The sequence below is a fragment of the Xanthomonas sp. NCPPB 4037 genome (assembly GCF_041475695.2).
Lineage (GTDB): Bacteria > Pseudomonadota > Gammaproteobacteria > Xanthomonadales > Xanthomonadaceae > Xanthomonas > Xanthomonas campestris.
Window position 1 is genome coordinate 3,461,020 of sequence record NZ_CM191261.1, and the last position, 20,454, is coordinate 3,481,473.

Annotated in this window: 21 protein-coding genes; 16 read left to right on the top strand and 5 right to left on the bottom strand. The window is 66.3% G+C overall.

Annotated features, from left to right (window positions below):
- The first annotated feature begins 133 nt into the window (after positions 1 to 133).
- From ACCQ01_RS15475 to ACCQ01_RS15510, 8 genes are all read left to right on the top strand, one after another.
- Complete coding sequence (locus ACCQ01_RS15475) at positions 134 to 2,452, top strand: TonB-dependent receptor (RefSeq protein WP_228431649.1); 2,319 nt, start codon at positions 134 to 136, stop codon at positions 2,450 to 2,452.
- A gap of 48 nt (positions 2,453 to 2,500) precedes the next feature.
- Positions 2,501 to 3,187: a Fe2+-dependent dioxygenase gene (locus ACCQ01_RS15480; protein WP_040940930.1), complete on the top strand. Its 687-nt coding sequence runs from the start codon at positions 2,501 to 2,503 to the stop codon at positions 3,185 to 3,187.
- A complete protein-coding gene (locus tag ACCQ01_RS15485; protein WP_228431648.1) occupies positions 3,180 to 3,938 on the top strand; it encodes a tetratricopeptide repeat protein in 759 nt (252 codons plus the stop codon). The genes ACCQ01_RS15480 and ACCQ01_RS15485 overlap by 8 nt, the downstream gene beginning before the upstream one ends.
- Positions 3,939 to 3,943: 5 nt before the next feature.
- Complete coding sequence (locus ACCQ01_RS15490; protein WP_228431647.1) at positions 3,944 to 4,588, top strand: PepSY-associated TM helix domain-containing protein; 645 nt, start codon at positions 3,944 to 3,946, stop codon at positions 4,586 to 4,588.
- 21 nt (positions 4,589 to 4,609) lie between these two features.
- Complete coding sequence (locus ACCQ01_RS15495) at positions 4,610 to 5,125, top strand: DUF2271 domain-containing protein (RefSeq protein ID WP_070690327.1); 516 nt, start codon at positions 4,610 to 4,612, stop codon at positions 5,123 to 5,125.
- 150 nt (positions 5,126 to 5,275) lie between these two features.
- Positions 5,276 to 6,079, top strand: coding sequence for a DUF4198 domain-containing protein (locus ACCQ01_RS15500; protein WP_228431646.1), 804 nt, complete (start codon positions 5,276 to 5,278; stop codon positions 6,077 to 6,079).
- Between the two features lie 218 nt (positions 6,080 to 6,297).
- Positions 6,298 to 7,272, top strand: a complete 975-nt coding sequence (locus ACCQ01_RS15505; protein ID WP_228431645.1) for an FAD:protein FMN transferase — start codon at positions 6,298 to 6,300, stop codon at positions 7,270 to 7,272.
- Positions 7,269 to 8,873, top strand: a complete 1,605-nt coding sequence (locus ACCQ01_RS15510; protein WP_228431644.1) for a sulfite reductase subunit alpha — start codon at positions 7,269 to 7,271, stop codon at positions 8,871 to 8,873. The genes ACCQ01_RS15505 and ACCQ01_RS15510 overlap by 4 nt, the downstream gene beginning before the upstream one ends.
- A gap of 293 nt (positions 8,874 to 9,166) precedes the next feature.
- Here ACCQ01_RS15510 and ACCQ01_RS15515 read toward each other — a convergent pair whose 3' ends face one another.
- Both ACCQ01_RS15515 and ACCQ01_RS15520 read right to left on the bottom strand, forming a co-directional pair.
- Positions 9,167 to 9,763: a HutD/Ves family protein gene (locus tag ACCQ01_RS15515; protein WP_228431643.1), complete on the bottom strand. Its 597-nt coding sequence runs from the start codon at positions 9,761 to 9,763 to the stop codon at positions 9,167 to 9,169.
- Positions 9,764 to 10,240: 477 nt separating this feature from the next.
- Positions 10,241 to 10,615 carry a ComEA family DNA-binding protein gene (locus ACCQ01_RS15520; RefSeq protein WP_008572623.1) on the bottom strand — a complete coding sequence of 125 codons (375 nt, stop codon included), beginning with the start codon at positions 10,613 to 10,615 and terminating at the stop codon, positions 10,241 to 10,243.
- A 157-nt stretch (positions 10,616 to 10,772) separates the two neighbouring features.
- Here ACCQ01_RS15520 and ACCQ01_RS15525 point away from each other — a divergent pair, with 157 nt between their 5' ends.
- The 4 genes from ACCQ01_RS15525 (at position 10,773) to murU (ending at position 14,502) form a co-directional block, all read left to right on the top strand.
- Positions 10,773 to 12,266: a M20 family metallopeptidase gene (locus ACCQ01_RS15525; RefSeq protein WP_228431642.1), complete on the top strand. Its 1,494-nt coding sequence runs from the start codon at positions 10,773 to 10,775 to the stop codon at positions 12,264 to 12,266.
- A gap of 163 nt (positions 12,267 to 12,429) precedes the next feature.
- The gene (locus ACCQ01_RS15530; RefSeq protein ID WP_011037910.1) at positions 12,430 to 12,702 is read left to right on the top strand and encodes a GlsB/YeaQ/YmgE family stress response membrane protein; all 273 of its coding nucleotides are present in this window, start codon (positions 12,430 to 12,432) and stop codon (positions 12,700 to 12,702) included.
- A gap of 55 nt (positions 12,703 to 12,757) precedes the next feature.
- Entirely contained in the window at positions 12,758 to 13,795 is a 1,038-nt protein-coding gene (locus ACCQ01_RS15535; protein ID WP_228431641.1) for an aminoglycoside phosphotransferase family protein, read from the top strand.
- Positions 13,792 to 14,502, top strand: a complete 711-nt coding sequence (murU, locus tag ACCQ01_RS15540; protein ID WP_228431640.1) for an N-acetylmuramate alpha-1-phosphate uridylyltransferase MurU — start codon at positions 13,792 to 13,794, stop codon at positions 14,500 to 14,502. The genes ACCQ01_RS15535 and murU overlap by 4 nt, the downstream gene beginning before the upstream one ends.
- 17 nt (positions 14,503 to 14,519) lie before the next feature.
- Here murU and hda read toward each other — a convergent pair whose 3' ends face one another.
- Genes hda through ACCQ01_RS15555 form a run of 3 tightly spaced genes read right to left on the bottom strand, consistent with a single transcriptional unit; the run spans position 14,520 to position 17,493 of the window.
- Entirely contained in the window at positions 14,520 to 15,221 is a 702-nt protein-coding gene (gene hda / locus ACCQ01_RS15545; RefSeq protein WP_012437784.1) for a DnaA regulatory inactivator Hda, read from the bottom strand.
- The gene (locus ACCQ01_RS15550; protein ID WP_012437783.1) at positions 15,218 to 16,384 is read right to left on the bottom strand and encodes an AI-2E family transporter; all 1,167 of its coding nucleotides are present in this window, start codon (positions 16,382 to 16,384) and stop codon (positions 15,218 to 15,220) included. Before ACCQ01_RS15550 ends, hda begins: the two co-directional genes overlap by 4 nt.
- Positions 16,381 to 17,493: a DUF2066 domain-containing protein gene (locus ACCQ01_RS15555; protein ID WP_016944112.1), complete on the bottom strand. Its 1,113-nt coding sequence runs from the start codon at positions 17,491 to 17,493 to the stop codon at positions 16,381 to 16,383. The genes ACCQ01_RS15550 and ACCQ01_RS15555 overlap by 4 nt, the downstream gene beginning before the upstream one ends.
- Before the next feature lie 129 nt (positions 17,494 to 17,622).
- Here ACCQ01_RS15555 and purM point away from each other — a divergent pair, with 129 nt between their 5' ends.
- From purM to purN, 4 genes are read left to right on the top strand one after another with little or no spacing between them, the layout of a single operon-like run.
- A complete protein-coding gene (gene purM / locus ACCQ01_RS15560; protein ID WP_228431639.1) occupies positions 17,623 to 18,648 on the top strand; it encodes a phosphoribosylformylglycinamidine cyclo-ligase in 1,026 nt (341 codons plus the stop codon).
- Between the two features lie 16 nt (positions 18,649 to 18,664).
- Complete coding sequence (locus ACCQ01_RS15565) at positions 18,665 to 19,123, top strand: hypothetical protein (RefSeq protein WP_228431638.1); 459 nt, start codon at positions 18,665 to 18,667, stop codon at positions 19,121 to 19,123.
- 23 nt (positions 19,124 to 19,146) lie between these two features.
- Positions 19,147 to 19,764 (top strand): DUF2238 domain-containing protein, encoded by a 618-nt coding sequence (locus ACCQ01_RS15570; RefSeq protein WP_228431817.1) that lies wholly within the window; start codon positions 19,147 to 19,149, stop codon positions 19,762 to 19,764.
- The gene (purN, locus tag ACCQ01_RS15575) at positions 19,751 to 20,419 is read left to right on the top strand and encodes a phosphoribosylglycinamide formyltransferase (protein WP_228431637.1); all 669 of its coding nucleotides are present in this window, start codon (positions 19,751 to 19,753) and stop codon (positions 20,417 to 20,419) included. Before ACCQ01_RS15570 ends, purN begins: the two co-directional genes overlap by 14 nt.
- Positions 20,420 to 20,454 lie beyond the last annotated feature (35 nt).

A 20,454-nucleotide genomic window follows, 5' to 3' on the forward strand; every position in this document is an offset into this window, starting at 1 on the left:
GGCGCAGCGCTGCCACGTGCCCGGACGCCGGGCCTGGCAGCAGGCGGCATCGGGCTGACAGGCGTGCATTCCCTTCCCGCATCCGCCGAGCCATCGCCAGGCCGAAGCATCGCTTCCCTCTTCGAGACGTCCCATGACTCCCAGGATTTCCCCGCTCACTTCGGCCGTGTTGCTGACGCTGTCCGCTCCTGCCTTCGCCCAGCCTGGCGACGCGCCGGCACCTCCGGGCGCAGTGGATCTGGATGCCATCCGGGTGCAGCAGGAACGTGCGCAGAAGCCGTCCTCGCCCAAGTACACCGAGGCGCTGCGCGACACCCCGCAGACCATCACCGTGGTCACCAAGCAGACCATGGACCAGCAGAACCTGCTGTCGTTGCGTGATGTGCTCAGCACCCTGCCCGGCATCACCTTTGGCGCGGGCGAAGGCGGCGGCGGCTATGGCGACAGCATCAACCTGCGCGGCTTTACCGCCAGCAGCGACATCACCACCGACGGCGTGCGCGACAGCGCGCAGTACAGCCGCAGCGACACCTTCAACCTCGAGGCTGTGGAGCTGATCAACGGCGCCAACTCGGCGATGTCCGGCGCCGGCTCGGTGGGCGGCAACATCAACCTGGTGACCAAGACCGCCGGCCAGGGCGACTTCACCAACGTGCTGATCGGCGGCGGCAGCGACCGCTACGGCCGCCTCACCGTCGACAGCAATTACGACTTCGAAAACGGCACCGCGGTGCGGATGAACGCCATGGGTCACACCCAGGATGTGCCGGGGCGCGATGAGGAATTCCGTCATCGCTGGGGTTTTGCGCCGTCAGTGGCGTTCGGGCTGGGCTCGGATACGCGCTTCACGCTGAGCTACCTGCACCAGCACGACAACAACCTGCCGCAGTACGGCGTGCCGTTCGCGCTCAGCCCGTTCAACGATGGCCCGCTGCCGGGCGTGGACCGCGAAACCTATTACGGCTATCGCAATGTGTCGCGTCAGGAAATCGACGTGGACATGCTGACCGGCGTGCTGGAAATGGACTTTGACGACAACGTCAAACTGCGCAGCCTGGCGCGTGTACAGCGCGTGGACCAGACCACCACGGCCACCGCGCCGGAAGGCACCTGGTGCCTGCCCAACAATACCAACGCCTACACCGGCCGCGCCTGCGTCGGCCAACCGCCGTCCACCTGGAACCCGAACAGCGGCCCGCGCGGGCTGGTGCGCGACACCGAGAATTTCATCGCCCACAGCCAGACCGACCTGACCGCCACCCTGCACACCGGCGCCATCGAGCACCGCGTGGTCGCCGGCGTGGCCTTCAGCAAGGAAGATTTCGAACTCGATAGCGGCAGCATCTTCCGCAATGCCGACGGCTCCACCACCGGCATCACCTACCCGCTGCAGACCTTCGACAATCCGTACAACATCTGGACCGGCCCGCAGAACTATTTCCGCACCGGACGCAGCAAGGGCAGCCTGACCAATCAGGCGGTGTACCTGTTCGACACGCTGCAGTTCAACGAGCAATGGATGCTCAACCTGGGCGGCCGTTACGAACACAACGAAGGCGACAGCACCACCTACACCGTCAATGCCACCGGCGGCGTGACCGGCGTCACCCCGGGGTTCCCGGCAGGCAGCGAGGAGGATCTGTTCTCCTACCGCGCCGGCCTGGTGTTCAAGCCGGTCGACAACGCCAGCCTCTATCTGTCCTACGCCAACAGCAAGACCCCGTCGAAGGCGTCGGTCAATGGCTCGTGCACGCCGATCGCCACTGCCACCGCCGGCGCCAACTGCAATGTGGAGCCGGAAAGCGCGGTCAATATCGAACTCGGCGGCAAGTGGGACGTGTTGAACGAGCGTCTGGCACTGACGGCGGCGGTGTTCCGCAACGAGCGCGAAAACTACAAGGTCAACAGCGGCGACCCGCTGATTCCCGAGCAGGTGCTGGACGGCAAGGCGCGCGTGGATGGCATTGCGCTGGGCGCGGCCGGCTACCTGACCGAGCGCTGGTCGATCTTCGCCAATTACACCTTCCTGGACAGCGAAGTGCTGCAAAGCGTCTCCAACCGCACCGCCAGCCTCACCGGCGACCCGATTGCCGGACGCGAACTGGTGCAGACCCCGCGCAACGCCGGCAATCTCTGGACCACCTATCAGCTCAACCAGTGGACCTTCGGGTACGGCGTCAATTACCAGGGCAGCTTCTATCCGAACAACACCTCGACCGCGGTCTACCGCAAGACCGACGCATACTGGGTGCACCGTGCGATGGTCGGCCTGCGCGTCAACGACTGGCTCAGCCTGCAGTTGAACGTCAACAACCTGTTCGACAAGGAGTACCACACCAGCATCCGCAACAACCTCACCGTCAACGCCGCGGGCACCGTCACCGCCGGCAGTGGCTGGGCGTTGCCGGGCGATGGCCGCTCGGCGGTGTTGAACGCGACCTTCAGTTTCTGATCCATCAACGCGCCGTCCGCAGTCCGCGGACGGCGTGGAGACCACTGCATGTTGTTGCCCATTCCCGACGTTCTGACGCCCGCCCAGCTGAGCCAGCTGCGTGAGCGCCTGGACGCGGCTGACTGGGCCGATGGCCGCATCACCGCCGGCCATCAGTCCGCGCAGGCCAAGGACAACGCGCAGTTGCCCGAAGACAGCCCAATCGCGCGCGAGGCCAGTGCGCTGGTGCTCGACGCGCTGTCGCGCAGCAGCACGTTCTTTTCCGCCGCGCTGCCGCGCCGGATCTATCCACCGCTGTTCAATCGCTACAGCGGCGGGCAGTCGTTCGGCTACCACGTCGACAATGCGGTGCGTTACGACCGCAGCCGTGGCGGCGCCGATCCGGTGCGCACCGACGTCTCCGCCACGCTGTTCCTCAGCGACCCCGAGAGCTACGACGGCGGCGAGCTGGTGATCGAAGACACCTACGGCACGCAGTCGGTGAAATTGCCGGCCGGGCATCTGGTGATCTACCCCGGCACCAGCTTGCATAAAGTGATGCCGGTGACGCGTGGCACGCGTGTCGCCTCGTTCTTCTGGATCCAAAGCATGCTGCGCGACGATGCACAGCGCCGCCTGCTGTTCGAGCTGGATGTCTCGATTCGCCGGCTTACCCAAGACACTCCCGGCCACCCTTCGCTGATCCAGCTCACCGGCGTGTATCACAACCTGCTGCGGCAATGGGCCGATGTCTGAGCCGGTGCTGGACACCGCGCAGGTGATCGCCGCACTGCGCACGCAGCCCGCGCAGGCGGTGGCGTTGCTGCGCAAGGCGGCCGATCGCCAGGACGTGGCCGCACAGCTGCTGCTCGCACAACTCTACGCAGAAGGGCGCGGCGTCGCGGCCGATCCGATCCAGGCGATGCTGTGGTACGAAGTGGCCGCCAATGCCGGGCATCCGGAAGCGATGAACCAGCTTGGGCGCTGCCACGAACTGGGCTTCGGCACGCCCTGCAATCTGGAACTGGCGGCGCTGTGGTTTCGCCGCGCCGCCGCGCATGGCCTGGACTGGGGCATGTACAACCTGGCGCACCTGTACGCCTCCGGCCGCGGCGTCGCGCAGGACCACACCCAGGCGTTGGCGCTGTATCGCCGCGCTGCCGAACACGGGCACGCCAAGTCGATGAACTTTGTGGCGCGCTATCTGGAGCAAGGCCTGGCCGGCGCTGCAGATCCGCTCGCCGCCCGCGACTGGTACCGCCGCTCCGCCGAGGCCGGCGATTTCCGCGGGCAGGCCGGTTTTGCGACGGTGTTGGCCGACGACGGCGACATCGATCAGGCCGAAGCCTGGATGCGCCGCGCCATCGCCGGCGGGCATGCCGGGTTCCTGCGCCAACTCACCCCGCTGCTGGCCGCCGCTCCACACCCACGCCTGCGCGCATTGCTGAGCGAAGTGCTTGCGCGGCAGTCGCCTGCGCCGCCCGTTGCCACCACGGCGGCGGCCTGACCCACATGGCGCCCGCCTCCTCCACCGATCAGCTCGGCGCCGCGCAACAACGGCGCGGCTTCTGGCTGCGCATGCTGCACCAGTGGCACTGGATCAGTTCGGCGGTGTGCCTGATCGGCATGCTGCTGTTTACCGTCACCGGCCTCACCTTGAATCACGCCGCGCGCATCGAAGCCACTCCTTCGACCGAGCACCGCACGCTCACGCTGCCTACCGCGCTGCTACGGACCCTGGGCACGCGCCAGGAAGGCAATGCGCCACTGCCGCCGCGCGTCGCACAGTGGCTGGGCCGCGAACTGGACATCAGCGTCGGCACGCGCGAGGGCGAATGGTCGCCGGAGGAAATCTATCTCGCACTGCCGCGCCCCGGTGGCGATGCCTGGCTGAGCCTGGACCGCAGCACCGGCGCGGTGGAATACGAACGCACCGGGCGCGGCGTGATCGCCTACCTCAACGATCTGCACAAGGGCCGCAACGCCGGGCCAGCCTGGGGCTGGTTTATCGACGTGTTCGCCATCGCCTGCCTCGTGTTTTGCATCACCGGCCTGTTTTTACTGCACCTGCACGCGCGTCAGCGGCGCATGACCTGGCCGCTGGTCGGCCTGGGTTTACTGATTCCGCTGTTGCTTGCCCTGTTGCTGATCCACTGACCCTCGCCTCCGGAGACGACCATGCGCGCCACCTTGACCATCGCCCTGAGCGGCCTGCTCGCCATGCCGGCGTATGCGGCCACGCTCGATATCAACGTCGAGATCCCCAAGCTCAATGTCGCCGAATACCACCGCCCGTACGTGGCGATCTGGGTCGAAGGCGCCGACCAGAAGGCCGCTGCCAACCTGGCGGTCTGGTACCAGTCCAAGGACACCGCCGAAGGCCATGGCACCAAGTGGCTGCCAGACTTGCGCCAGTGGTGGCGCAAGAGCGGGCGCACCCTGGAGGTGCCGGTCGACGGCGTCACCGGCCCGACCCGCCCCGCCGGCGCGCACGCGTTATCGTTCACCGATACCAAGGGTGCGCTGAAGTCGCTGCCGGCCGGCCAATACACACTGGTGGTGGAGGCCGCGCGTGAAGTGGGCGGCCGCGAGTTGGTCAAAGTGCCTTTCACCTGGCCGGCCACCGCTGCACAGACGGCCAAGGCCAGCGGCAGCAGCGAACTGGGCACGGTCAGCCTGGTCGCCAAGCCCTGATCGTGCGCTGCGCGCGGTCGCTCGCACGCGCCGAGTGCGATGCGAGCCCCCACACGCACGGCGTTATTCGATCTTCCACGCATCCACGCGGCGCAGCTGTGCGCTGACCAAACACGCGACCACCGCCCTCATCTTCTGCAAGGAGTTGCCATGAAACGTCCTCTCGTCCTGATCGCCCTGCTCGCCGCACTGCCGGTCACCGCCCTCGCGCACAAGGCCTGGTTGCTGCCTTCGCAAACCGTCATTGCCGGCGAAGCACCATGGATCACCGTCGATGCCGCGGTGTCCAACGACCTGTTCTACTTCAACCATGTGCCGCTGCGGCTGGACAACCTGAGCATCACCGCGCCCGACGGCAGCGCGCTCAAGCCGGAGAATCCGGCCACCGGCAAGTACCGCAGCGTGTTCGACATGCAACTCACCCAGCCCGGCACCTACAAGCTCAGCATCACCAACGCCGGCCTGTTCGCCAGCTGGAAGGAAGACGGCAAGCCCAAGCGCTGGCGCGGTAACGAAACCAGCTTCGCCACCGAAGTGCCGAAGAATGCGCAGGAACTGCAGGTCTCCCAGTCGCTCAATCGCGTGGAAACCTTCGTGACCCGCGGTGCGCCCACCACCACCGTATTCAAGCCCAGCGGCAAGGGCATCGAGCTGATTCCGGTCACTCACCCCAACGACCTGGTCGCTGGCGAAGCCGCGCAGTTCACCCTGCAACTGGATGGCAAACCGGCGGCCGGCCTGGAGATCGAAATCGTGCGTGGCGGTACCCGCTACCGCGATGCGCAGAACGAGATCAAGCTCAAGACCGACGCCAAGGGCGGCTTCAGCGTGACCTGGCAGGAGCCGGGCATGTACTGGCTGGAAACCACCACCGAAGACACCAAAACCTCGCTGCCGCAGGCCAAGCAGCGCCGCCTGGGCTATGTCGCCACACTGGAAGTGTTGCCGCAGTAATCACCGCACGCGCGCCACTGCATTGATCCGATGACCAATGCAGTGGCGCTGTTGAGGCGGCACATGCTGTCGGCGTGTACCGTCTGCCGCGTGCGCAGCGCACGCGGCACCAACCGACGCATCCTCTGCTGCCTCAAAGACACGCCGCGTGATGCAAACGGCACGTTCGCGCGTCCCCCTGGCTGCCTCAAGGCAGCGCCTGCTCGACCGGTCCACACATGCACCCAGTTTCTTCCGCAGATGACGCCGTTGCCACGCTGGGCGGCCGCAGCATGGGCACCACCTGGAGCGTGAAGCTGGTGGCGCCGCGCGGCCGCGACCTGCATCCGTTGCATGCGGTGATCCAGGGCGCGCTCGATCGCGTGGTCGCGCAGATGAGCACTTGGGACGCAGACTCGGACATCACCCGCTTCAACCGTGCCGCCGCCGGCACCTGGCAGCGGTTGCCGGACGCGTTCCACCGTGTGCTGACCACGGCGCTGGAGATTGCGCGTGCCAGCGATGGCGCGTTCGATCCAACCGTCGGCCCGATGGTAGACCTGTGGGGCTTCGGTGCCGCCGGTGGGCCGCGCAAGGTGCCCAGTGCCGAGCAGATCGCCCTGGCCCGGCAGCGCTGTGGCTGGCAGCGCCTGCAACTGGACGCAGACAGAGCACTGCAACCCGGCGCGCTTGCATTGGATTTGTCGGGCATCGCCAAGGGCTTCGGTGTGGACTGCGTGCAGCGCGCGTTGGCGCAGGCGGGCATCGCCAGCGCGTTGATCGATGTCGGCGGCGAGCTGTTTGGATACGGCCGCAAACCCGATGGCAGCGCATGGCGTGTCCTGGTGGAATCAGCGCCCGACGAAGACGCAGGCACCGCACTGCCCGCGCGCGTGCTGGCACTGGATGGACTGGCCGTGGCCACCTCCGGCGACCGCTGGCACCGCTTCGAGGCCGGCGGCGTACGTTACGCGCATACCTTCGACCCACGCCTGGGCGCGCCGGTTGCGCAGGCAGCGGCCGCGGTCACCGTGCTGGCGCACGATGCGATGCATGCCGATGCCTGGGCAACCGCAATGACCGTGCTCGGTGTTGAAGCGGGCCTGGCTTATGCGACGAACGCAGGGCTGGCGGTGCGCTTTTTGCAGCGCCGTGGCGCGGATTTGCAGGAATCCATGAGCCCGGCGTTTGAAACGCATCTGGCTGCCGCATGAGCCTCGCCTCCCCACGCGTGTGGCTTGGCAACGGCGTCATCCTGCTGGCCTTGGCGGTACTGGCCGCCTGGTTGGGCAGCCTGCATGCGGGCCCGTGGTGGAGCGCCCCCGCCCCACACCGTTGGCACTGGGCGGGCCTCAGCCTGGCGGCTTACGCCATCGTCTGTTTCGGCCTGTGGCTGCGCGGACGTCCACGCGTTGTAGCTGCGCGCGGCGATGACAGCAACCTGCTGATCGCCTGGGCGAGCCAGACCGGGTTCGCGCGCGAATTGGCCGAACGCAGCGCCACGGCCCTGCAGCAGGCCGGCGTCGGTGCGCATGCATTGCCGCTGGACGCGTTGGATGCAAACCAACTGTCGCGCGTGCCGCGCCTGCTCTGCATCGTCAGCACCACCGGCGAAGGCGATGCGCCCGATCACGTACAAGCAGCCGAGCGCACCTGGCTGGGCGGCAGCGATACCGATCTGGCCGCGCTGCGTTACGCGGTCCTGGCGCTGGGCGACCGCCGTTACGCGCAGTTCTGCGCATTTGGGCGGCGCCTGGATGCACGCCTGCAGGCGCAAGGTGCAACCCACTTGTTCGCACGCATCGAGGTCGACAACGCCGAGCCGCAGTCCCTGCAGCAGTGGCAGCAACGGCTGGCTGAACTGGCACCGGCACTGGCGATGCAAGCGGATTGGAGTGTGCCCAGTTATGCCGACTGGCAGCTGCAGCAGCGCGTGCATGTCAATCCGGGCAGCGCGGGCGCCGCGGTGTATCGCCTGCGCCTGATCCCCTGCGACGGTCATTTGCCGCAGTGGAGCGCGGGCGATATCGCCGAAATCCGCCCGCAGCATTCGCCACAGGTGGTGGAAGCCTGGCTGCAGCGGCATCGGCTAGACGGCACCCAACAGGTGCAGGGGGGGGCCTTGCACGCATGGCTCAGCGGCGCGACCCTACCTGACGACGGCCCCGACATCACTTCGCTGGATACATGGGTACACGCACTGGCAGCGCTGCCACACCGCGACTACTCGCTGGCCTCGCTCCCCGACGAAGGCCATGCCGAACTGCTGATCCGCCAACACCTGCATGCCGATGGCACGCCCGGCCTGGGAAGCGGCTGGCTTTGCCAGGCGGCTCCAATCGGCGCGCGCATCGCGCTACGCGTGCGCACCAATCCCGGCTTCCACCCGCCCGCCGCCGCGCAACCGATGCTGCTGATCGGCAATGGCACCGGGATCGCCGGCTTGCGTGCGCACCTGCGCGCGCGCATCGCCGCCGGTGCGCGCCGCAACTGGCTACTGTTCGGCGAACGCAACGCAGCCTACGACACGCTCTATGGCGATGAACTCGAACACTGGCAGCGCGACGGCTGGATCGAACGACTGGACCGCATCTATTCCCGCGACAGCGGCCAGCCGCATCGCTACGTTCAACACGCCTTGGCCGCCGCGGCGGCGGACGTGCGCGCATGGGTGGCGCAAGGCGCCTGCGTGTACGTCTGCGGCAGCCTGCGCGGTATGGCCCCGGAGGTCGATGCCACCCTAGACAGCATTCTGGGAATCGACCTCAAACAGGCACTACTCAGCAGCGGGCGGCATCGTCGCGACGTGTACTGACGGTCGTTATTCCAAGCGAAACTCAACTGCCCGCAAGTCGATGCCACGCTCGACAGCATTCTGGGAACCGACCTCAAACAGTCACTACTCAGCAGCGGGCGGTATCGTCGCGACGTGTACTGATGGTCGTTATTCCAAGCGAAACTCAACTGCTGTGAACGGATAGGTTGCGCTTCACTTGTTAGCTGCAACGCAGCGGCTTGCATGGATCTGCACGTGCAACGGCCCTGTGAAGCTGCGCCTGCGCCTGCGCCTGCATCTGCATCTGCATCTGCATCTGAGAGTCCACCACCTCAGCCAGCCGGGCTCACCCGGATCGCCAGCAGTTCGCCGCCGCCATCCAGCACGAAGCGGCTGCGCGTTTGCGCCGACAACCACGCGGTGTCACCGGTCAGCAACGGCGGCAACCCGCTATCGCGGCCAAAATTGGCCTGCCCGGCAAGCAGATGGATCGCCCAGGCACTGCCGGGGTCGGCAAAGAACAGCATCGTGCCCACCAGCGGGCGGTGCAGCAGCTCGGTCTGCAACACAGCGCGCCGCCACATCAGGTTGAAGTCCTGCGTCGGCCCGTCGGTCAGCATCGCGGTGACCGCCTCCTCGCCCGCGAACCGCAGCCGCTGATACGGCGGCAGCAAGCTGTGCTGCCGCCCGTCGCCAAACTGCAGCTGCATGCCATTGCCACGCAGCAACACCAGCTCGCGGTCGATCCCGGGAAACGCGGAGAACGCCGCGTCCTGCTCGATCTCGGCAATCGAAAGCCGCAGCGCCCAGGCATGGCCGGGCTCTCCCAGCCGCAGGATCTCGCGGGTCCAGCCCAACTGGTTGCGCCACCGCTCACGGCGGTACTCGGTGGCCGGGATCACCCGGCTGCTCAGGTCTGTCAGCTGCATCGGCGCATTGTGCCGCAAGCGTGCCCGTGTACCTGCATGAGTGTGTGTTTGCCTGCCTACTTGCCCATGTCCAGACGAGCGCACGCGCGCAATTGCCATCGCGTACGTCCATACCGAAAGCGCCATCATCAAGATGCCGAGACATCAGCATCAGTCTCCGGCGTACTGATGCGTACCGCAGAACACATGGCAGTGCGGAACACGTATGCAAGGTCGCGCGCGTACACCACGCAGCCCACCGTCAAGCCAGAGATCAGCGTCACGCCCATACTGGATCCGGTACTACAGCCAAACTAAGCCGGGCTCCACAGCTGGGCGGTACGAAGCGCCCCAACGAAAAACGCCCGGCTGCACATCCAAGTGCAACACCGGGCGATTTCACGTCCTTGTCGGCTTCCAGCCATCCCCCAGACATCCTGTCCAGTTAGGTTGCGGCCACGCATCCTCGCGTCGAACCGTATCTCGGATCCCTTCCCCTTAACGCCGTCCCACCGGTTTCACCGCCGCCCCCTTGGCAGCCTTCTTGGCGGGAGCCATCGTGGCGCCCACTTCGATCAGGTCTCGATTCCGTTCGACCGTCTTGAGTCCGATGCCCTTGACCAGTGCCAGTTCCTCGGCACTTTTGAAGGGACCGTTTGCCTGACGGTGCTCGACGATTGCCTCGGCTTTTGATCGCCCGACATTCATCAGCACCTTGTCCAATTCCTCAGCAGACGCGGTGTTGATATCGACCTTGTCGAGTGCATACGCATTCGAGGACAACAACAACGCCAGTAGCAGGGACTTCAGGACTACGGTAAATGACTTCATTGCAACGCTCCTTGTGGCTTGGGTGATGGTCCTAGCCAGCATTCCTGCCGGCGGAGCCAGTGTCCCGCGCCACATGCAGCAATCCTATCGCCAACGAACTTTTCACACAGCCGGTGAACTGCGCGGTGCCTTGTAGGGAAATCCCTACCCCCTGACTGCGGCGTAGAATGTGCCATTACGTCACGCATTCGGAGCCCGTATGGATAGCGCCAAGATCGACCAATTCGTCAGCGACACGTGGGATCGCGAGATCGTCCCGCAACTGGTCGATTACATCCGCATCCCCAACAAGTCGCCGATGTTCGATGCCGACTGGGTCGCGCATGGCTATATGGAACAGGCCGTCACCCTGATGGAAACCTGGGCACGTGCCCAAGCCATCGACGGCATGCAGGTCGAGGTGGTGCGCCTGGAAGGCCGCACGCCGTTGATCTTCATCGTGATCCCGGCCACCGGGCCAGAGTCTGGCGAGGACACCGTGCTGTTGTACGGCCACCTGGACAAGCAGCCGGAAATGACCGGCTGGGATGCCGATCTCGGCCCCTGGGAGCCGGTGCTGCGCGACGACAAACTGTATGGGCGCGGCGGCGCGGACGATGGGTACGCCATCTTCGGCTCGCTGGCTGCGGTGATGGCGCTGCGTGCGCAAGGCTTGCCGCATACGCGCTGCGTGGTGCTGATCGAAGCCTGCGAGGAATCGGGTAGCTACGACCTGCCCGCCTATGTGGACCACCTGGCCGAGCGCATCGGCAAGCCGTCGCTGGTGGTGTGTCTGGATTCGGGTTGCGGCAACTACGAGCAGCTGTGGTGCACGACCTCGCTGCGCGGGCTGACTGGCGGCAACCTGACCGTAAAGGTGCTGGAGGAAGGCGTGCACTCGGGCGACGCGTCCGGCGTGGTGCCGTCCAGCTTCCGCCTGCTGCGCCAGCTGCTGTCGCGGATCGAGGACGAAACCAGCGGGCGCATCCTGCTTGATGGCCTGCACGTGGACGTGCCCGCCGAGCGACTGGCACAGGCCCGCAGTGCGGCGGCAACGCTGGACACGGCCATCTTCGACAAGTTTCCGATGGTGGACGGGCTGGTGCCGATGCACGAGGACCTCACCGAGCTGGTGTTGAACCGGACCTGGCGCCCGGCCTTGTCGGTCACGGGTGTGGATGGCATGCCGCCGCTGGCATCGGCCGGCAACGTGCTGCGTCCGCAGACCGCGGTGAAGCTGTCGCTGCGCCTGCCACCCACCGCCGACGGCAAGGCCTGCGGTGAGCTGCTCAAGCAGGCCTTGCTGCGTGACCCGCCGAACGGCGCGCAGGTCACGCTGGAACTGGAAAAGGCCTCCTCCGGCTGGAACGCGCCTGGCATGGCGCCGTGGCTGGAGAAAGCCATCGACGACGCCAGCCGCGCCTTCTTCGACAAGCCGGCGATGTACATGGGCGAAGGCGGCTCGATCCCGTTCATGGGCATGCTGGGCGAGAAATTCCCCGGTGCGCAGTTCATGATCACCGGCGTGCTCGGCCCGCATTCCAATGCGCATGGCCCGAACGAATTCCTGCACATCCCGATGGGCAAGCGCGTCACCGCCTGCGTCTCGAAGGTGATCACCGAGCACCACGCCGCCTGCCTGCGTGGCGAGACCAGCGGCTCGCCGGTAGCAGCGGACAGCGGCACCCGGCATGGTGGACACGGCTGCTGCTGAGGCAGCGCACTGCGACGATCGGCCGGCCTGGCGCACTGCGGGCCGGCTGGCTGTCTTGACCGCACGGCTGTAAGCGCTCCGTGCAATCACCCCGCATCGATCTGCACATGGCGTCGGTGACGCGCAATGCTAGTCTGCCGCTCTTCTTCCCGCTGGTGCTGCAATGAACAACCTGTTTGGTAGCGACAGTTGGCTGTACATCATCCTGGTCGGCTTCGTGGTCGGTCTGCTGGCACGTTTCATCACGCCCGGCACGCAGCGGCTGGGCTGCCTGCTGACCATCGTGCTGGGCATCGCCGGTGCCTTGCTGGCCAGTTGGTTCGGCCGCTACATGGGCTGGTACCACGCCGGCGAACCGGCGGGGTTCCTGGGCGCGTTGCTGGGCGCCATCGCCATCCTGGCCCTGCTGCGCCTGTTCAGCGGCAGCAAGCGCTAAGACATCCCTCCTTTCTGCGGCGTGCGTTGCGCGCCGTTTCACTGTGCTCCATGCCATGACTTCATCGCTTTCTTCCGATACCTCGCGTGACAGCCAGCGCCTGCAGTGGGCGCGGCAGGCACTGGGCGATCCACAGGCCACGCTGCAGCGTGCGTCGGTGGATGCCGGTTTTCGCAGTTACTGGCGCAGCCAGGGCGCCGGGCCGGATCGCATCGTGATGGATTCGCCGCCGGACCTGGAAAATGTGGCGCCGTGGCTGCGCATGCGCGATCTGCTCGAGCAGCACGGCGTGCGCGTGCCGCAGGTGCTGGCGCGCGACCTGGATGCAGGCTTGCTGTTGCTCGAAGACCTGGGTGTGCCGACGTTGGCACAAGTGCTCACCGATTCCACGGCTGATGCTCTGCTTGAGGCGGCGATCAGCCAACTGCTGTTGCTGCAACACATCCCGCCGCCCGACGGCAGCGGCGTGTTTGGCGAAGCGCTGCTGCAACGCGACGCCGGCCTGTTCGAGGAATGGTTTCTTGGCCGCCACCTGGGCCTGCAGCTGGACTGCACGCATACGGAGCAATTGCAGCTGGTGCAACGCCGTCTGATGGATAACGCGCTGGCGCAAGCCCGCGTGTTCACCCATCGCGACTTCATGCCGCGCAACCTGATGCCGGTCGCGGACGGCCCAGCGGTGCTGGACTTCCAGGACTGCGTGATCGGCCCGATCGCCTACGACCCGATCAGCCTGTTCAAGGACACCTCGGTGAACTGGCCGTTGGCGCGCGTGGACGCGTGGCTGGCGCAATACCACGCACGTGCGCAGGCGGCCGGTTTGCCGGTGCCGGCGTGGCCGCAGTTTCTGCGCGATGCGGACTGGATGGGCGTGCAGCGGCATCTGAAAAACCTCGGTATTTTCTCGCGGTTGAGTTACCGCGATGGCAAGCACTGGTACCTGGACAACGTGCCGCGCTTCATCACCTACCTGGACGAAGTGTTGCCGCGCCATGCCGAATTGGCACCCTTGATCGACTTGCTCGACCAGCAGATCAAACCCGCACTGGCCGCACGCATGGCACACGGCAACGCCAATGGAACCGCCGCATGAAGGCGTTGATCTTTGCTGCCGGATTCGGTGAGCGCATGCGTCCGTTGACCGAACACACGCCCAAGCCGCTGTTGTCGGTGGGCGGCACGCCGTTGATCGTCTGGCATCTGCGCAAGTTGGCTGCACTGGGCGTGGACGAGGTGGTCATCAATACGTCGTGGCTGGCTGCGCAGTTTCCGCAAGTGCTGGGCGATGGCAGCGCCTTCGGGCTGCGTCTGACCTATTCCTACGAAGGCAGCACCCCGCTGGAAACCGGCGGCGGCATGCTGCACGCGCTGCCGTTGCTGGGCGATGCGCCCTTCCTGCTGGTCAATGGCGACATCTGGAGCGACATCGACTTCGCCACGCTCGACATCGCACCCGACAGCCTGGCAACGCTGGTGCTGGTCGACCCGCCAGCGTATGCGGCACGCGCGGATTTTGCGTTGACTGACGAGGGCAAGGTGAGCAGCACGGCGACGCCGACGCTCACCTATGCCGGCATCGGCCTGTATCGCCCAGCCCTGCTGCACACGTGGGAACGCGTGATCGGGCCGCTTCCCAGCGCCGGTGAGGCGCCGCCGCGCTTCCCGCTGGCACCGATCCTGCGCGCGCAGATGGCCGCTGGCCGGATCGATGGCGTGCACCACCGTGGTCGCTGGACCGATGTAGGCACACCACAGCGGCTGGCCGAGCTGGATGCACAATTGACTCAGCGCCGCGACTGAGCGCGGCAGCGCCGTCGTCAGGACGTGCGGTCGCCGAGCACGCGGCGCAGGAACGGCACCGTCACCCGCCGCTGCGCAGCCAGGGATTCGCGGTCCAACCGGTCCAGCAAGGCCACCAGGCCGGCTAGCTCACGCTCGCTGTGGGTCAGCAGCCAATCGATCGCTGCCTCGTCCAGCGCGAGCCCGCGTCGCTGCGCGCGGTCGCGTAAGACCGCTGCGCGTGCAACGTCGTCCAGCACCGGCAAACTGATGCGGACGCATTGCGACAGGCGTGAGCGCAGGTCGGGCAACACCAGCGCCAGGCCGTCGGGCATCTGGCGGGCGGTGTACAACAATGTGATCCCGGCAGCGCGCGCACGGTTGTGGAAATCGAACAGCGCCACTTCGTCCTCGCGCTGGCCGGCAATGCTGTCCACGCCATCCAGCGCCACCACGCTGCGCCCTTCCAATGCTTCGAGCGCATCGCGCAAGCGGCCAGCAGCCGCCTGCAACGGCAGGTAGGCCGAGCTGCGCCCGGCCTGCTCGGCCGCCGCGCAGACCGACAAGGCCAGATGGGTCTTGCCGGTGCCGCTTGGGCCGGCCAGATACAGCCAGTCGCTCAGCTGGCCGGCGGCGAACGCCTGCAGTTGCGCGATCAATCCGTCCGGTGCGGCGATATAACTGTCCAGTCGCTGGTCGGAAGGCGCACGCAACGCCAACGGCAATTGCGGCACGCTCACGACCGATCCGCGTCCTTGCTGGCGTCGATGATCACGCTGCGCTCGGGCCCGGATTGCAACACGATGCCGGCACGCTCGCCGGCATACAGATCGCTCTGGGTGTAGCGCTCATGCGCATAGCGCAGCAGCACGTTGGCCACCGCCGCCACCGGCAGCGCCAGCAGCATGCCGAGGAAGCCGAACAGCTGGCCGCCGGCCATCACCGCAAAGATCACCGCCACCGGGTGCAGGCCGATCTTGTCGCCGACAATGCGCGGGGTCAGCACGTAACTTTCCAGCAGCTGGCCGACGGTGAACACCACGCCCACGCCGATCAGCAATTTCAGGTCGAACCCCTGCGCCTGCACGATCGCTGCCAGCAACGCGAGCACGATGCCGGTGGTGGCGCCCAGGTACGGAATGAAGCTGATGAAGCCGGCGATGATGCCGATCAGCAGGCCCAGGTTGAGCCCGATGATGGACAGGCCGGTGGCGTAGATGGCGCCCAGCGCCAGCATCACCAGGAACTGGCCGCGAATGAAGCCACCCAGCACGTCGTTGGACTCCAGCGCGAGCCGGCTCACGGTGCCGATGTAGGCACGCGGAATCACCGCCGCCACGCGCTCCACCATGCGGTCCCAGTCGCGCAGGAAATAGAACGCCAGGATGGGCAACAAGGCCAGGTTGATCACCCAGGTGACCATCGCAAAGCCCGAGCGTGAGACATAGCCGAAGAAGGTCTTGGCAACGCCTCCCGCCTGCTCCCAGTGGCTGCGGATCCACTCGATCAGGCGTTCCGGGTCCAGCCAGCCCATCAACTCCACGCCGGTGCGGCGCTCCAGCCAGGGAATGGCGGTGCCGATCGCCCAGTCGCGCATCTGCGGCAGCGCATCGATCAGGGTCATGATCTGGCGCTCCATCATCGGCACCAGGATCATCAGCGCCAGCACCACCAGCAGCACCATGAGAATGAAGACCAGGGTGACCGCCATGTTGCGCGAGCGCCCGGCACGTTCGATGCGGTCTACCAGCGGGTCGCCCAGCCAGGCCAGCAGCAGCGCCAGCACGAACGGGGTGAGGATCGGCGACAGCAGCGATACCACCCACAGCACGCCGACGATCACCGCCGCCCATTTGAGGCGGCGCAGGAACTGGGCGATTTCCGCCTCGGGGGTCAGGATCATTTGAGGCGGTACTCGGCGTGCTCGTTTTCGAGAATGATGGGGCCTTCGGTCGGCACGGAAACCGAGATCAGCGGGCTGTTGTCGCCGAGCATACGGTTGAGCCCGGAAATGCCCGTGAGCAGCTCCAGGTCCAGCTCCATGCGATCGCCATTTGCGCTCACCGGGCGGATGCTGCGCACCACCGACACGCCCTGCAGCGCGGCGGAAACGCGCAGGTAGTCGTCGGCGCTGCTGATGCCGGTGATCACCACGCGGTAGACCCCGGGCACGCCCGAGTCCACCCGCTTGGCGTAGCGCTTGACCAGTGCATCGGCGGCACCGTCGGCACCGGCGGCCATCGCGCGGCGGGCATCGCCGTCGCTGCTGGTCCAGCTGGAGAGCACGTTGCCGTTGTCCACGAACACCCAATCGGCGGTCCAGCCGCTATCGGTGCGGTAGAGCTTGCCGATCAACTGCATCGGCGGACTGTACTTGGCCGACGCACGCGCAACGGCGGCGGTGTCCTTGCGCCAGATGGCGCCAGCCAGGGCCTGTTCGGCGGCCGCGCCACCGGGCAGGCCGAGCCGGTAACCACGCTCGATCGCGCGGTCGAGCACGCTGCGCGCAGCGTTGGCCTGCGCGACGCCGACCAAACGCGGGCCACTACCGTCGTCGATGGCCAGCCACAGCACCGGTTTCGGGCGCGGCTGCGGCCACACCGGCAGGCCCAGCGCGGCGATCAGGCCGTCGACGTCGGATTGCCGGAAACGCGCCACCAGCACGGTGCGGAAGGTCGGCGCACCACTGCGCGAGGTGCCCTGATCCTGTCGGTAGTCGTAGTGATCGACGTAGTTGGGCGCATTGCGCAGCGCCTGCGGCACACCGGGGCGGCTCATGACACTGCGGTCGCCGGACACCTTGCCCAGCACCGCCCCCAGAGCACGCGCCAACGCGCCGGGGCGATCCGACTCGCTCTGGCTGTTGACCGGCACTTCGGCATCGTAGGCGCCCTGCGCCTTGGCGACGTCGCCTTCGGTGCGCAGATCGGCCTGGGCGTAGGCCGGCAACACGGGCATGGCGACCACGAGGGCGAGAAAGAAAGCGAGACTGCGGCGCATCGACGGTTCCATGACGTAAGCGTATCCGGGTGAATTGTTGCCCGAATGGGACGCTAGCGCCAACGTGGCTGTTAAAATCGCCGCCTTTACCGCCGAGCCACCCCACCCGTGACCAGCCCAACGCCTTCCAATCCCTCGCCCATGACCTACCGTGACGCGGGCGTCGACATCGATGCCGGCAATGCGTTGGTCGAACGCATCAAACCCCTGGTCAAGCGCAGCTTTCGACCGGAGGTGATGGGCGGCCTGGGCGGCTTCGGTGCCTTGTTCGACCTGTCCGGCAAGTACAAGGAGCCGGTGCTGGTCTCCGGCACCGACGGCGTGGGCACCAAACTCAAACTCGCCCAGCAGCTCGGCCGCCACGACACCATCGGCATCGACCTGGTCGGCATGTGCGTCAACGACGTGCTGGTGCAAGGCGCCGAACCACTGTTCTTTCTGGACTACTTCGCCACCGGCAAGCTGGATATCGACACCGCCGCGGCGGTGGTCGGCGGCATCGCGCGCGGCTGCGAGCTCTCCGGCTGCGCACTGATTGGCGGCGAAACCGCCGAGATGCCCGACATGTACCCGCCGGGCGAATACGACCTGGCCGGCTTCACCGTTGGCGCGGTGGAAAAATCGCAGCTGCTGGACGGCGCGCGGGTGCGCGAGGGCGACGTGCTGATCGGCATCGCCTCCTCCGGCCCGCATTCCAATGGGTATTCGCTGATCCGCAAGATCTACGAGCGTGCCGGCTCGCCAGCCGATCTGGTGCTGGACGACGGCGTGGCGCTGATCGATGCGCTGATGGCGCCGACCGCGCTGTACGTCAAGCCGATCCTGGCCCTGCTCAAATCGCACGGCGAGGCGATCCACGCCATGGCGCATGTCACCGGCGGCGGGCTCACCGAGAACATCATCCGGGTGATCCCGGACGGCCTGGGCCTGGACATCGACGCCACGGCATGGACCTTGCCGTCGGTGTTCACCTGGCTGCAGCGCGAAGGCGCGGTGGCCGATGCCGAAATGTGGCGCACCTTCAATTGCGGCATCGGCTTCGTACTGGTCGCCGCACCGGCGCAGGCCGCCGCGCTGGAACAGGCACTGGACGCGCAGTCGCTGACGCATTGGCGCATTGGCCAGGTGGTGACGGCACAGGGCGACGAACGCGTCCGGATTGGTTGACCCAAGGAGCACCCGCATGGAAGCCGCGCCCGTTTACGTCTCTACAACTGCCACCGCCGAGGATCTGCAGCAGCTGAAGTTGCTGTCGATCTTCCATTACGTGCTGGCCGGCATCACCGGGCTGTTTTCGTTATTCCCGTTGATCCACCTGTTCATGGGGCTGGCGATCGTCACCGGCCACCTGCCGATGACCACGACCAATGCCGACGCGCCGGAGATGGATCCCCGCTGGTTCGGCTGGTTCTTCGTGGTGTTCGCGGCAGGCTTCATCGCCTGCGGCCTGATACTGGCCGGCTTCATGGCGTATGCGGGTCGCTGCATCGCCCAGCGCAGACGGCATCTGCTGTGCCTGATCGTCGCCGGTATTTCCTGTTCGTTCATGCCGTTCGGCACCGTAGTCGGCGTGTTTACGCTGGTGGTTCTGCTGCGGCCGCAGGTCAAGGCGTTGTTTGTCACTGCGACAACCGGCACCTGATATCCACCGTGAGCATACGCACATTGCGCGGCCTCAAGCTGGCCGCATTGATCGTTACTGTTGTGGTGTTCGGGGCGAGCTGGATCGCACCGCTGTGGCCAGTCGAGCAGGCATTGCATAGTTCGCTGACGGTGCTCGGATTGATCGCACTGGTCTGGGTGGACCGCCGCTGGCCACTCGGCACGGGTGCGTTCGTCGCCATTTGTGCGTTTATCTGCATGCATTGCATCGGCGCGCGCTGGCTTTATTCCAATGTGCCTTACGAGCGATGGAGCCAACAACTGCTGCACTGGTCGCCTGGCGCCACATTCGGCTGGACGCGCAACCATTTCGACCGGCTGATCCACTTGTTGTTCGGGGTGTGCTTTACGCCGGCCGTCGCGCAACTGGCGATACGGCGCTGGCCACGCCTGACGCTGCGCCAGGCCTTCGGGCTGACGGTGATGACCGTCATGTGCGTCAGCCTGGTGTACGAATGGATCGAGTGGGGTATTGCGCTGCTGCTGTCGCCACAGGCCGCGGAAGCCTACAACGGCCAGCAGGGCGACATCTGGGATGCGCATACCGACATGCTGCTAGCCACCATCGGCAGCCTGGCCGCCTACCCTGTGGTGAGAACACTGCGCAATGCACGCGACTGACGCCCCCCTGCGCTTGGCCGTCCTGGCCTCCGGGCGCGGCAGTAATCTGCAGGCCATCCTCGATGCGATTGCCGCCGGGCAGTTGGCGGCTGAGGTGGCCGGTGTGTTTTCCGACCGGGGACAGGCGCCGGCCTTGCAGAAAGTGGACGCGTCGCGACGCTGGAGCGCCAGCCCGCGCGCCTTCGCCGACCGCGCGGCGTTCGACAGTGCATTGGGCGATGCCATCGCCGCAGTCCAGCCGGATTGGGTGATCTGCGCTGGCTACATGCGCATCCTGGGCGAGCCCCTGGTGCGCCGCTTCACCGGCCGCATGCTCAACATCCATCCCTCGCTGCTGCCCAAATACCGCGGCTTGCACACGCATGCGCGGGCGCTGGAAGCCGGCGATGCCAAGCACGGTGCCAGCGTGCATCTGGTGGTGCCGGAACTGGATGCCGGCCCGGTGATCGCCCAGGCCCATGTGCCGGTGTTGCCGGACGACACCGCCGAGTCACTGGCGGCGCGGGTACTGGACCGCGAACACCCGCTGCTGCTCGCGACGCTGCGGTTACTGGCCAGCGGCCGGGTCACCACGCCCGACGGGCGCGTGCATATCGACGGTCAGTGCCTGTTTACACCACTGCGACTAGAGTCCGCTGGCATCGCGCTCGTTTAGTGCGGACACGCGCCCCTCATTCTCTTTCGGACATC